Origin of the sequence: Clostridium lundense DSM 17049 (genome assembly GCF_000619945.1) — a bacterium.
Lineage (GTDB): Bacteria > Bacillota > Clostridia > Clostridiales > Clostridiaceae > Clostridium_AO > Clostridium_AO lundense.
The window spans coordinates 149,715-162,247 of sequence record NZ_JHVC01000008.1; the positions used below are offsets into that span (position 1 = coordinate 149,715).

The following is a 12,533-nucleotide window of genomic DNA, read 5'->3' on the forward strand; positions in this document are numbered from 1 at the left end:
GACTAAATACGGCAATAAACAAAAGACTATTTCAAAATAATTTTTCAATAATTTTAAAATAGTCTTTTATTATTTATTGTTATTTTGTAAACTTTTCCATACTTGCTTCATATAATAATACTAAAAAATTTTTAGGAGGAATTTTTATGTTTATGTATAACAACTACTATAATCCATTTATTTCAATGTTTAATCCTCACTACATACATTGCCCTTACTTTCTGCCAATGATGCCAACAATGCCAGTGATGTGGCAAATGAGCACTATACCAGCTCCATTAGGGGATTATTCTCTTTCCCTTGATAATACTTCCTGTAGAAAATGTAATTCTTGTTTTGAACCAAAATTTAATATAAAAATGAAAAAAATAAGTATAGATGAGATAAAAGATTAGAATTAAACTATAATCCCTTGCATATTAATTTAATAATAAATGTTAATATGGAGGGATAAAAATTGGGGTAGGTTATTTAATTGGTTGTTTACTTAGCATAATATTTTGGAAAATTGATAGGCAATATATATATTATAAATTAAACTGTAATTTAAAAAAGGTCATAAAAAGTAAAGTTTTATTTTCAGTATTTCACATAGTTTTTATATTACTGTGCTGCTTTTTAATCTATAATATAAAAAGTAAAGAATTAGCTAATTCAATAACTGCTTTTTTGGTAATAGATATAAGTAACACAGAAAAGAAAAACTTAAACAAAAAAGAAAAAGTACACTTTTACGATTCTATTTCCATAATTTCTCGCTCCATAGTTTGTGGCTTCGTAGCTCCACTTCTATATATTTTACTATTTGGCAATATAGGCGCTATAGTATATACTTTTGTTTACAACATAAGCCTTCAAAATAACATAAAATTATTTAATTACTTATTTAATATAATCACTATACTCCCTGCTGCTTTATCTCAACTTTTTTTATATATTATATACATTACTAGAAACAAAAAATTTTCTATTGATTTTAAAGGAGACTACATTACAAACTTATATAAAAAACCCTTGTTAAACGTTGACATATTAGCAGCCTATGTAGAATCAGTTAACTTTTATCATTATTTTAGTGATAAAAATACAGATTACTTAAAAAGTTATGGTGATTATAAAAACAAAATAAATAACATATGTATAAAAGATTATCTAAGTATAGCTTATGCTATATGCATGATTAATTTTATTATCTTCTTTATGACTATAAGAAGATAATTTTCTCCATAACCACTACTTAGGAAAAATTAAAACAATAAAAGCTTTTCTTTTAAGAAAAGCTTTTAAATTCATTTCAGCTTACCTTCTGGTAAGTTTTCCTTATTTAATCTTATTTTCCTCTTAAGCCATTAACTATTCCCCACATGTCATCTCCTGCTTTTATTGCTTTGGAGCCAAATTCAAAGGCCCTTTGAGACATTATCATATCTGTCATTTCCTTACTAATATCTACATTAGATCCTTCAACAAATCCCTGCTTTGTATTTGAATTTACAACTGTAGGATTTACTCCATCTTTAGGCATATATAAATTATCGCCCACAGATATAAAGGCATCCTGACCAACAGCATTATATATTCTTATTTTTCCTACTTCTTTAGTAGTAGCTCCATTACTATTATTTTCTTTTATAGTTACGCTTCCATCTTCTCTAACTATAAAATTATCTTGAGTAAATTTAGGAATATCCTCTACATATTCCTCTGAATACTCTATCTCTAATTTATTTCCACTTTTATCAACTAAATTTCCGCTATTATCTATATTAAAGCTACCAGATCTTATGTATTTGAATTCTCCATTAGCATCTTTAACTCTGTAATATCCCTCACCATCTATGGCTAAATCAGTATTTACCCCAGTATTAATCAAAACGCCTTGTTTATTATCTCTAATCCATTGCCCTGCCTTAACACCTGAACCTGTTATTAAATTCTTATTTTCACCTTTATTTACAGGATATCCTCTTCTATCAAGCTTTTCGTACATTAAATCCTTAAAGGTCACATCTTCCCTTTTATAACCTTCAGTGTTTTGATTAGCCACATTATTAGATATACAATCTAACTTGTCCTGTTGAGCCATCATTGCACTTCTGCCATTCCACATAATTCTAAGCAATTTAGTCATCCCCTTCTTTAAGTTAACAATTCTCAATTATTCTTTACTATCTTACACTTCCGACCTCATTTACGGCCTTACCTAAAGTTTCGTCTATAGCTTGAATAACTTTACTATTAGTTTCAAAGGTTCTCATTACTGTCATCATTTCCATAACTTCTCTTGTTACATTAACATTTGATCTTTCCAAATTATATTGCTTAACGCTTATTTTATTGTCTTCTTGTGCACCATTTCCTGAATATAAATTGTCTCCAACCTTTTTTAAATTTTTATAGTCAGCATTAGCACCTTTAAAATCTACTAATTGAAGTTTATATGTTGGAGTGCCCTTAACCATTATATTTCCCTGTACATCAACTGCAACTTTATCTTCCTGTAATTTTATAGGCTCTACCGCACCAGTTTGTAGATTTTTACCCATAACACTATCTCCGCTATCATTTACTAGTAATCCCTTGCTGTTTACATGAAAATGACCATCTCTAGTATAAAAATTATTTGTTGATATACCATCATTTCTATTAACTACGAAAAATCCTCTTCCCTCTATTGCAAAATCAAAAGTTTTATCTGTTTTTTCTATTGTACCTTGGGTGAAATTTGTCTTTACATCATCTATCCTACTACCTAGACTTATATTACCTAAGTTCTGTCTAACATTTTTTCCTTGAACCTTTTTGTCATAGTTATATAATAACACCTCATCAAACTGTTTAGCTGCAAGATTTTCTCCCTTAAATCCTACAGTATTAATATTAGCTAGATTATTTGTTATTACATCCTGTTTTGCTTCTTGTGTTATCATACCAGATACTGCTGTATAAAGACTTCTTATCATTTGTCCACTCCCTTATCCATTATAAATTTAACTTCATCAGGATATTTCATCCCCATACTTCTTGCACGCTTTTCTACTTCATAATTACTCATTTGATAATTTATTTTTACTCCTGTCATAATAAGGGTAGAAACAACTATACCTATTCCCACTCCTAATAAAAGCTTTTTATCACTAAAAAAATAGATACACTGTTTTATTTTAGATATAATTCTTTTATTAATAGTACTTCCCCCTTACCAACGTTTAACTTTTCGGAGATTTCTTCTACAGACATACCCAAACTTATCATGTTTCCTATCTGTTCTACCTTTATACTATTGCCTTTTAAAATATCTCCACTTTCTTTTTCGGACTTTTCACGATCTTCTTTAATTTTAATATTTGCTTCCATAGTTTCAATACTTTCGCTACTACTTTCAATAATATTATCATCTATAATGTGGTCAACTGTTTGTTGCTCATCTATCTTATGACTTTCACTAACCTTAACACATTCTAATGAGCTTTTTATATCTTCTATTTCCTTTTGTAAATCTAAAATACTTTCCCCTATTTCTTTTCTTAACTTTCCAATCTCAATTTGAAAGTCATTCATATCTTTTTCCGTATTTTCTAGCGTATATTTAAATGAACCTTTTTCTTTTTTTATGGCTATAATATTTAACATAATAAGAATTATTCCAAAACCTAGCAAAAATGCCGTCATAACAATTAACTCCTTACTTAATTTTGTATTTCATATTTTAACTTTTTTAATTCATTTCTTAAATGAATTAATGCTCTGCTATGAAGTTGACATACTCTAGATTCAGAAACACTTAATACTTTTCCAATTTCCTTCAAAGTTAATTTTTCATAATAGTAAAGAGATAACACTGTCTTATCCTTTTCTTTTAAATTATCTAAAGCTTTTGCTACAAACTCCAATAATTCCTTTTCTTCCAAGGATTTTTCAGGACTTGGACTTTTTTCATCTACCACTGTTCCAATCAATGGTATATCATCTTCCTCAGAAAATATTAAGTCTTCTAAGGATATAACCGAAATATAATTAATGTAATTTTCAATTTGAGATACTTCCTCTAATGAAATATTTAGCTCTTTTGATATTTCTATAATATCTGGCTCTCTAAAATTCTTTTTTTGAAGTCTCTCAATAGCATCATTATACCTATTAAGCTTGTCCATAGCGCCTTTAGAAATTGGACTGATTTTTCTTAATTCATCTATCATAGATCCTTTTATTCTTATAGAAGCATATGTAGAGAATTTCATTCCTTTTTTCTCATCAAACTTATTTAAAGCGTCCATAAGTCCAATCATACCGTAGCTAACTAAATCTTCATATTCAATATATTTTGTCTTACCAATTATTACCCTTGACGCTATATATTTTACAAGTGGTATATACTTTTTTACAATCTGTTCTTTTATATCCAAGTCCATATCCATAGCCATAATTAATCCTCCTTAGGTGCATTTTTCCTCTGTTCTCTCATAATTTGAAATAATAATTGTATAATTTTTTCTACTGTTTTGTTATCCACATCCATAAAACCAATACCACATATGTTTCTATCTCTTGCTCTTTCAACTCTTACTACTTTACCTTTAACATTAATCACTTCATTTTTAAGTGGTAATGTAATCATAATAATATCCCCTATACTAATATCCCTATCTGTTGAAAGTCTCATTCCTCCAGCACTGATATCTAATGAAAATGCATCGAAAAATTCAAATTGATTGTCTGTTATATTATTTAAATTTATAGTTTTATCTAATATAGCACAAAACACCTTAATTACTATTGGAACTCTAACATAGTTTCTTCTTTGAAACTTTATAAATTTTTCTGGATGAGCCAGTAGAATCATCATTATCCTGTCAATTTTTCTTCCTACTGCTACTGTATAAAATTTATATAACCCATTTCCAGAGTAATATACTCCCTCTACTCTATCTCCCTTTTTTAGTGGAAGATATGATCCATCTTTTACAGGTATACTTATACCTGCATATTCATCTTCTACATCTTGAATATTACTTACATAAATTCCATCATCCATAATTATTTCTACTTTTCGGTTGACTAAAAACTTTACGTCTCCTGCCATGGAAAACCACCCCTATACTGAAAAAATACTAAATATTTTTTTAAATAATCCTTCAACTCCATCTCCTGTATGCTCTTCTTTCTGCCCCATTATTTTATTTGCTATACTCATTATTTCTTTAGACACACTGGAATTTGGAAAGCTAATTATAAAGGGCTTTTGCTTTCTTACTGCTTCTACTAACTTCCTATCATCTGAAAGGTTTCCTAAATGCTCCAAATTCATATTCAAAAAATTATTTACTGTATTGCTAAATTTATTATAAGTTTCTATCCCCTCTTTAAAGCTTAAAGTCCTATTTATTATTACCTTTGCAGAAGATTTTATTTCAAAATGGTCTACTGCTTTTAAAAGACTATAGGCATCCGTAAGAGATGTAGGCTCCGGAGTTGTTATAATAATTAAATCTTCTGAACAGGCTATAAAGCCTAAAACGCTTTTGCTTATACCTGCTCCTGTATCCATAATAATATAATCCAAGTCATTTAATTCTTTAATTTTGTTTATAAATTTTTCTCTTTTTTCTTCTGTTATTTCTTCCACTTTAGTAAGTCCAGTACCACCAGGCAATAGTTTTACTCCATACGGACCTTCAATTAATACATCTTCTATATTCATATTATTAAATATAATATCATTTACATTGTATTTAGGTAAAAAGCCCATAAGCACATCATCATTTCCCATGCCTACATCAGCATCAAATATCATTACCTTTTTACCCTTCATTTGAATAGCTATAGCTAGATTAACCACGAAATTACTTTTTCCAACCCCACCTTTACCAGAAGTAACTGTAATTATTTTCACACCTTTGTTATTATTTTCTACTTTTTCATCTACATCTTTTGCTAATTTTCTAAGTCTATCTGCCTGGTCTAGCATACATTATCCTCTCCTAGTATTAGATTAGCTATTTCATCTCCTGTAATTTTCTTTATATCATCAGGTACATTTTGTCCCGTAGTTACAAAACTTATTGGTGTTTCTGCACTCTGAAGTATATTAAGTATAGACCCATATGTAGTAGTTTCATCAAGTTTTGTTATTATTACATTGTTGTATCCCAAAATTTTATATCCTTCAACTATAGTATCTATGTCTCTATTTTTAGTAGTAGCACTTATTACTAAATGGATATTTTCTGTGTATATCTTATCAATAAAAGCCCTAAGTTCAGAAATTTGCATAGCATTTTTAGAACTTCTTCCAGTGGTATCCACTAATATTGTATCACATTCTCCCATTAATTTTATAGTTTCTTCCATTTCTTTTATAGAAAGTACTACTTTAAAAGGTATATTCATAATATCTGCATAAGTCTTTAACTGCTCTACTGCTCCTATTCTATATGTATCTATAGTTATAAGTCCTACCTTTTTCTTTTGCAATAAAGCTAAATTTCCAGCAAGTTTTGCAATAGTGGTAGTTTTTCCAACACCAGTAGGACCTACAAATACTATTACTCCATCTAATGATACTCTTGAAACAGGTATCATTTCAGTTATAGCTATTTTTCCTTTTTCTAAATCATCCAGGCCATTATTCATACTATTGATTCTTATTAAAATGTTATTTAAAGTTTTTTCGTTAACATCATTATTATCTAAAATAGTTTCTAACTTTCCTCTTTCTTTAGTTGGGGATAAAGATATGTTCTTAATTTCATTCATCATCTTTTTCATTTCTTGCATTTCTTTTAAAAGATCTTCTTTGCTTTTATCATCATTATGATCCATACTATTTAAATTTTTATTTACAATAGTACTTTTAATATTATTTTCAATACTTTCCTTATATTTAATTTCTTCTTTTTGTTTAGCTGCTTCTTTTTTTTCCATTAACTTTTTAATAAGTTCTAAGTTATTATCCGTAGAACCTGTATCTTCTTTTTTTGAATTATCAACTGCTGCTGTGACTTCCATAACCTTTTTTTGAAATAATCCAAAAAAACCAGGTTTTCTAATCTTTCTTTGACTTATTATTATGGCATCTTTTCCTAACTCGTATCTAATTCTTGTCATTGCCTCACTCATATTTTTTACTATAAATCTTTTAATAATCATTTTATATTGTCACAGCTCCTTCAGTTTTAATTTCTATATCATTAGGAATTTCATTTATAGACAATACATATAAATTAGGAAAAACCATTTCTGTAAGTTTCCTAAAAGCTGGTCTAATTTTAGGAGAAACCAATAATACAGGCTGACTTTCATAAAAGAAAGTATTTTCTAAGGTATTTCTAATAGAATTTAATATATTACTTGTAGTATCTGGATCTAAGGCCGGGAATGATCCTTGCATAGACTTTTGAATGTTATTTCCAACAAGCTCCTCAATTTCTGGAGATAATGTTATCACTGTTATAGCACCATTTTCATCTATTAGAGGATTGCAGATGCTCCTTCCTAAAGCAAATCTTACATATTCCGTTAAAAGTTCCATATCCTTAGTACTTCTTGAATTATCCGCAAGGGATTCTAAAATTGTAACCATGTCTTTTATTGAAACTCTTTCTCTTAATAAATTCTGTAGTACTTTTTGAATTTCCCCTATAGTCATCAAATCTGGTATAAGTTCTTCTACTACAGCACTGTACTTTTCTTTTACAGAATCAATAATAAGTTTAACTTCTTGTCTACCAAGTAACTCATAAGAGTGATTCTTTATAGTTTCCGTTAAGTGGGTTACCATTACAGTAGTTGGATCTACTACTGTTAATCCCTTTATCTCTGTTTCTTCTCTTTCATCTTTATTTATCCATATAGCTGGTAATCCAAATGATGGTTCCACAGTTTTAATACCTTGTATATCATATTCTCCATTAGTAGGATCCATACATAATAGCATATTAGGCATAAGTTCTCCTTTAGCTATTACAGTACCTCTTATTTTAAGTACATACTCATTAGTTTTAAGTTGTAAATTATCTCTAATTCTTATAGGTTGAACTACTATGCCCATCTCAATAGCACATTGTCTTCTAACAGAAGTTATTCTTTGTAGTAAATCTCCTCCAGCTCCCTCGTCAGCTAAAGGTATAAGTCCATAGCCTATTTCTACTTCCATTGGCTCTACATTTATTAAGTTCATCACATTTTCTGGTTCTTTACCTTCTATTTCTGTTATCTCTTGCTGTTCCTGCTCAATTTGTTCTATAATTTTTTCCTTTTCATCCTTGTATAAGAAATAAGCACCTGCCCCTGCAGCTATTGAAAGTATAAGAAATGGTGGCTTTGGCAATCCTGGTATACAAAATAAGAAAAATAATACCGCGGAAGCCATAGCTATTACTTTTGGAAATCCTGTTAACTGCTTTCCTACTACATCACCAAAGTTGTCATCTGATCCTGAACGTGTAACCAATATACCAGAAGCTGTAGATATTAAAAGTGCTGGAATCTGACCTACCAGTCCATCTCCTATAGTAAGTCTTGTATATACTTGAGCAGCTTGACCAATATCCATATTAAGCATTAATGCACCAATTATTATTCCACCTAAAATATTAATTGCTGTTATTATTAATCCTGCTACTGCGTCTCCCTTTACAAACTTAGACGCACCATCCATAGCCCCATAAAAATCTGCTTCTTGTTGAAGCTTTTTTCTTCTATCTCTAGCGCCCATTTCATCTATAAGTCCAGAGTTTAAATCCGCATCTATACTCATCTGCTTACCAGGCATAGCGTCTAATGTAAACCTTGCTGAAACCTCAGCAACTCTTGTAGCACCATTAGTTATAACTATAAACTGAATTATTACTATAATTAAGAATATTATAATTCCTACAACATAATTTCCTCTTACAACGAAAGAACCAAAGGCCTCTATTATTTTTCCAGCATTGGCCTCTGACAATATAAGTCTTGTAGAGGATATATTAAGTGCTAATCTAAAAAGTGTAGTAACCAATAAAAGAGTTGGAAACGATGAAAATTGTAATACATCTGTTGTAAACATGGTTAAAAGTATTATTATTACAGATATAGTAATATTAAGTGCCAAAAGTATATCCAAAATAGTTGGTGGAAGAGGAATTATAATCATCATTACTATTCCAATAACTCCAAAAGCCACCATTACGTCTATATTATTTTTTAAATCTATCTTTTTTTTCGTACCTTCCAAAACAAACACCACCTCTTCAGTGAATAATGAACAATAAATAGTGAGCAATAAAGAAATTTAGTTAAGTTTCATCACTATTGCTAAAATTTCTGCTACAGCTTGATACATTTCTACAGGTATCTCTGAATCTACCTCTACTTCATCATATATAAGTCTAGCTAAAGGTTTATTTTCTATTATAGGTACATTACTTTCTTTGGCTTTTTCCTTAATTTTAAATGCTACATAATCTGCACCTTTTGCTACTACTCTTGGAGCTGAATCTTTTCCTTCTTTATATCTCAATGCTACTGCAAAATGTGTTGGGTTAGTAATTACCACTGTAGCATCTGGCACACTTTGCATCATCCTTTTCATAGCCATTTCTCTTTGCTTTTGCTTTATCTTTCCCTTTACTTGAGGATCTCCTTCCATTTGCTTAAACTCTTCTTTAACTTCTTGCTTTGTCATCTTCATATCTTTTTTAAATTGTCTTTTTTGAAATACAAAATCTGCCAGCGCTATGGTCAGCATTATTAAAGTTATTTTAAAGAAAATGCTCATAGCTATACTGCCAAAAGTCTCTGCAATAACTGGAAATCTCAAACTATTTAAATTAATTATTGTAGTATAGTTATCCTTTAAAAACTTATATCCCACATATCCAACTATAGTTACTAGTGAAATATCTTTTACCAATTCTACTACTGTTCTAGCAGAAAACATTCTCTTAAATCCATTTATAGGATTAAGTTTCTTAAAGTCTGGCTTTAAAGTTTCTTTTGTTAAAATAAAACCTGTTTGAATAAAATTTGAGAAAATACCCATAATCATTATAGGAACTGCCACTGGCAATATTACAATGGCAAGTCTTAGAATTACTATAAGTGTAATATGAAAGATATTTTCATAAGTTAATTCCATATTTAAATAATTAGTTAAAAAGCTTATCATATTATCCTTTAAAGTACTAAATCCATAAGAACCAAATGCATTTAACACTAAGGTAATTCCAAGTAAGGTTAACGCTAAATTAACCTCTTTACTTTTAGCAACTTGCCCTTTCTTTCTCGCTTCAGTTAATTTATGAGGTGTTGCTTCCTCAGTCTTATCATCAGAAGCAAAAATCATAATCAAGGGGATTGTTTTATAAATTCCTTTAAATGCTTCTGGCAACTGTGAAAAAGCATCAGCTATAATATTAAAGAAAATAGGTAAAGCGAAAAGAAACGTTGCAAGTCCAACAAGTATCTTTATGGGTAAACCTAAAATCATTATATTTAACTGTGGCACTGTTCTTGCTATAAGTCCCAAAGTTAAATCCGTAATTATAATAATCAATACAATAGGTATTGCTATTTTCAATCCAATATTAAAAAATTCTATAAAAGCTTGAATTATAATACCAGCTGTATCCTGTGATAATATAAACTTTCCTATATTAACTACTTTAAAACTATCTATCAGCTGCATTATAAGCATATGATGACCATCCACAATAAAAAATAATACAACACTAATCCAATAAAGCAATCTTTCTATTAATGTTGAATTACTATTTGAATTTGGATCAAACATAGTTATCATAGAAAATCCAACTTGCATATCCATTAGATTTCCCCCAAATTTTACAGCCATAAAACATAATTCTGTAACAAATCCTAATGTTAACCCTGTAGTTACTTCACTTATACAGCTTCCTATAAAAGGAAGCATATCATTTATATTTACAATTCCTTTGTAATCAATTCCTGGTATTATTATGTAAGATAAAATTAATATAAATCCAACCTTCACCATAGCAGGTGTCCCTTTTGGAAAAAATACAGGTGTTACTGTACAAAAAGCTAATAGTCTTAAAAAAACTAAAATCATTGCCGTAAAAAACGTCATGTTTATCAACTATAACACCTACTTCGTAATATTGGATATTATTTGAAATATATTTTCAGTAAAGTTTACTAACTTATGCAGCATCCAGCTGCCTGTTAGTAATCCTACTAATGCTACTGCAATAAGCTTAGGTACAAAAGTTAGCGTCTGCTCTTGAATCTGAGTGGTAGCCTGAAATATGCTTATTAATAGTCCTACTATAATTGATATACCAAGTATTGGTGCTGCTACTATAAGCCCTGTGCTTATTGCATCTTTAATTACTCCTATTACCATATTTTCACTCATTTAACCACCTCATTTAAAACTTAAAATTAATGATTTTACTAATAGATACCATCCATCTACCATAACAAATAATAATAATTTGAAGGGTAATGATACCATTACTGGTGGTAACATAAACATACCCATGGACATTAAAATACTAGCTACTACTAAATCTATTATTAAAAATGGTATGTACAATAAAAATCCTATTTGAAAAGCTGTTTTTAGCTCACTTATTATAAAAGAAGGCACTACTATATATAAAGGTGCATTATCCTTTGTTATTTTATCTCCTACCTTAGCCACTTCCATAAACAGTTTTAAATCTTTTTGCCTCGTCTGATTTAACATAAATTTTCTTAATGGCTTGGCCCCTTCTTCTATTGCTACATTTTGTGTTATTTTATTTTGCAAAAATGGTTGTATAGCTTTTGTATTTACTTCATTATAAACTGGTGTCATTATAAATAAAGTTAAAAATAAAGCTAGTCCAATAAATACTTGATTAGGTGGTGATTGCTGAGTTCCTATAGCGTTTCTTAAGAATCCAAAAACAACTATAATTCTTACAAAACTTGTCATCATCACTATGAAAGAAGGTAATAAAGTAAGTATAGTAAGTACTATTAAGAGTTTTATATTATCTACATAATTTTGTGGAGTACCACTATTATCTATTGACAAATTAACTCTTGGTATAGGCACATTTGTTGGAGCAGCATAAACCTTACTACCAATTAATATTGCTCCAAATATAGCAAATGTGAAAATCCCTAAAAAAAACACCATTCTTTTCCTATTATTTTTCATATTTATCTTCCTTTTTATTCCTAAGTTTTTTATAAAATTCCTTTAAACTTTCATATTCTACTATATCTTTGGAAGACTCTATTTTTCTAATATCTTCACTACTTAGCTCTGAAACAATTTGAACATTTCCATTAGTAGAAGACATTAAATATGCTTTATCCCCAATCTTTACAATCAAAAGAGAATTATCCTTAGATAAACTAAGTCTGTCAAGTATCTTCATATATTTTCCCTTTTGCATGTCTTGCAGCTTTTCCCCACCATATTTAATAGATATGTATATAAGTACAATTACAAAAGGCAGGAAGGCTATAATTTTTAAAAGTGTAACTAAAAATTGCAAATTGCTTCCCATATTTTATCT

General features: G+C 29.3%; 15 protein-coding genes. 2 read left to right on the forward strand and 13 right to left on the reverse strand.

Annotation, left to right across the window (positions count from 1 at the left end):
- Positions 1-146: 146 nt before the first annotated feature.
- Together T514_RS0110935 and T514_RS0110940 are read left to right on the forward strand one after the other, a co-directional pair.
- On the forward strand, positions 147-395 hold the full coding sequence (locus T514_RS0110935) for a hypothetical protein (protein ID WP_027624809.1): 249 nt from the start codon (positions 147-149) through the stop codon (positions 393-395).
- 274 nt (positions 396-669) lie between these two features.
- Positions 670-1,218 (forward strand): hypothetical protein, encoded by a 549-nt coding sequence (locus T514_RS0110940; protein ID WP_027624810.1) that lies wholly within the window; start codon positions 670-672, stop codon positions 1,216-1,218.
- A 112-nt stretch (positions 1,219-1,330) separates the two neighbouring features.
- On the opposite strand, the gene T514_RS0110945 is transcribed toward T514_RS0110940, so the two are convergent.
- From T514_RS0110945 to fliO, 13 genes are all read right to left on the reverse strand, one after another.
- A complete protein-coding gene (locus T514_RS0110945) occupies positions 1,331-2,122 on the reverse strand; it encodes a flagellar hook-basal body complex protein (RefSeq protein WP_027624811.1) in 792 nt (263 codons plus the stop codon).
- Between the two features lie 46 nt (positions 2,123-2,168).
- Positions 2,169-2,963 carry a flagellar hook-basal body complex protein gene (locus T514_RS0110950; protein WP_027624812.1) on the reverse strand — a complete coding sequence of 265 codons (795 nt, stop codon included), beginning with the start codon at positions 2,961-2,963 and terminating at the stop codon, positions 2,169-2,171.
- The gene (locus T514_RS27550; RefSeq protein ID WP_278246524.1) at positions 2,960-3,082 is read right to left on the reverse strand and encodes a hypothetical protein; all 123 of its coding nucleotides are present in this window, start codon (positions 3,080-3,082) and stop codon (positions 2,960-2,962) included. The genes T514_RS0110950 and T514_RS27550 overlap by 4 nt, the downstream gene beginning before the upstream one ends.
- 77 nt (positions 3,083-3,159) lie before the next feature.
- Entirely contained in the window at positions 3,160-3,672 is a 513-nt protein-coding gene (locus T514_RS0110960; protein ID WP_034868846.1) for a hypothetical protein, read from the reverse strand.
- A gap of 17 nt (positions 3,673-3,689) precedes the next feature.
- Complete coding sequence (locus tag T514_RS0110965) at positions 3,690-4,424, reverse strand: FliA/WhiG family RNA polymerase sigma factor (RefSeq protein ID WP_027624814.1); 735 nt, start codon at positions 4,422-4,424, stop codon at positions 3,690-3,692.
- A 2-nt stretch (positions 4,425-4,426) separates the two neighbouring features.
- Positions 4,427-5,083 carry a flagellar brake protein gene (locus tag T514_RS0110970; RefSeq protein ID WP_027624815.1) on the reverse strand — a complete coding sequence of 219 codons (657 nt, stop codon included), beginning with the start codon at positions 5,081-5,083 and terminating at the stop codon, positions 4,427-4,429.
- Between the two features lie 12 nt (positions 5,084-5,095).
- A complete protein-coding gene (locus T514_RS0110975) occupies positions 5,096-5,968 on the reverse strand; it encodes a MinD/ParA family protein (protein WP_027624816.1) in 873 nt (290 codons plus the stop codon).
- Positions 5,962-7,149, reverse strand: coding sequence for a flagellar biosynthesis GTPase FlhF (flhF, locus tag T514_RS0110980; protein ID WP_027624817.1), 1,188 nt, complete (start codon positions 7,147-7,149; stop codon positions 5,962-5,964). Before flhF ends, T514_RS0110975 begins: the two co-directional genes overlap by 7 nt.
- Before the next feature lies 1 nt (position 7,150).
- A complete protein-coding gene (gene flhA / locus T514_RS0110985; RefSeq protein ID WP_423219353.1) occupies positions 7,151-9,169 on the reverse strand; it encodes a flagellar biosynthesis protein FlhA in 2,019 nt (672 codons plus the stop codon).
- A 105-nt stretch (positions 9,170-9,274) separates the two neighbouring features.
- Positions 9,275-11,098: a fused FliR family export protein/FlhB family type III secretion system protein gene (locus T514_RS0110990; RefSeq protein WP_027624819.1), complete on the reverse strand. Its 1,824-nt coding sequence runs from the start codon at positions 11,096-11,098 to the stop codon at positions 9,275-9,277.
- Between the two features lie 9 nt (positions 11,099-11,107).
- Positions 11,108-11,377 (reverse strand): flagellar biosynthesis protein FliQ, encoded by a 270-nt coding sequence (fliQ, locus tag T514_RS0110995; protein WP_027624820.1) that lies wholly within the window; start codon positions 11,375-11,377, stop codon positions 11,108-11,110.
- Between the two features lie 9 nt (positions 11,378-11,386).
- Positions 11,387-12,148 carry a flagellar type III secretion system pore protein FliP gene (gene fliP, locus T514_RS0111000; protein WP_423219354.1) on the reverse strand — a complete coding sequence of 254 codons (762 nt, stop codon included), beginning with the start codon at positions 12,146-12,148 and terminating at the stop codon, positions 11,387-11,389.
- Between the two features lie 10 nt (positions 12,149-12,158).
- Positions 12,159-12,524 (reverse strand): flagellar biosynthetic protein FliO, encoded by a 366-nt coding sequence (gene fliO, locus T514_RS0111005; RefSeq protein ID WP_027624822.1) that lies wholly within the window; start codon positions 12,522-12,524, stop codon positions 12,159-12,161.
- Between the last annotated feature and the right edge of the window lie 9 nt (positions 12,525-12,533).

Bases quoted from the DNA above. Each gene is read 5' to 3' on its own strand.
- T514_RS0110960 (WP_034868846.1), bottom strand. From the start codon at position 3,672: ATGACGGCATTTTTGCTAGGTTTTGGAATAATTCTTATTATGTTAAAT.
- T514_RS0110975 (WP_027624816.1), bottom strand. From the start codon at position 5,968: ATGCTAGACCAGGCAGATAGACTTAGAAAATTAGCAAAAGATGTAGAT.
- flhF (WP_027624817.1), bottom strand. From the start codon at position 7,149: ATGATTATTAAAAGATTTATAGTAAAAAATATGAGTGAGGCAATGACA.
- fliQ (WP_027624820.1), bottom strand. From the start codon at position 11,377: ATGAGTGAAAATATGGTAATAGGAGTAATTAAAGATGCAATAAGCACA.
- T514_RS27550 (WP_278246524.1), bottom strand. From the start codon at position 3,082: ATGACAGGAGTAAAAATAAATTATCAAATGAGTAATTATGAAGTAGAA.
- fliO (WP_027624822.1), bottom strand. From the start codon at position 12,524: ATGGGAAGCAATTTGCAATTTTTAGTTACACTTTTAAAAATTATAGCC.
- flhA (WP_423219353.1), bottom strand. From the start codon at position 9,169: ATGGTGGCTTTTGGAGTTATTGGAATAGTAATGATGATTATAATTCCT.
- T514_RS0110950 (WP_027624812.1), bottom strand. From the start codon at position 2,963: ATGATAAGAAGTCTTTATACAGCAGTATCTGGTATGATAACACAAGAA.
- fliP (WP_423219354.1), bottom strand. From the start codon at position 12,148: ATGGTGTTTTTTTTAGGGATTTTCACATTTGCTATATTTGGAGCAATA.
- T514_RS0110970 (WP_027624815.1), bottom strand. From the start codon at position 5,083: ATGGCAGGAGACGTAAAGTTTTTAGTCAACCGAAAAGTAGAAATAATT.
- T514_RS0110965 (WP_027624814.1), bottom strand. From the start codon at position 4,424: ATGGCTATGGATATGGACTTGGATATAAAAGAACAGATTGTAAAAAAG.
- T514_RS0110935 (WP_027624809.1), top strand. From the start codon at position 147: ATGTTTATGTATAACAACTACTATAATCCATTTATTTCAATGTTTAAT.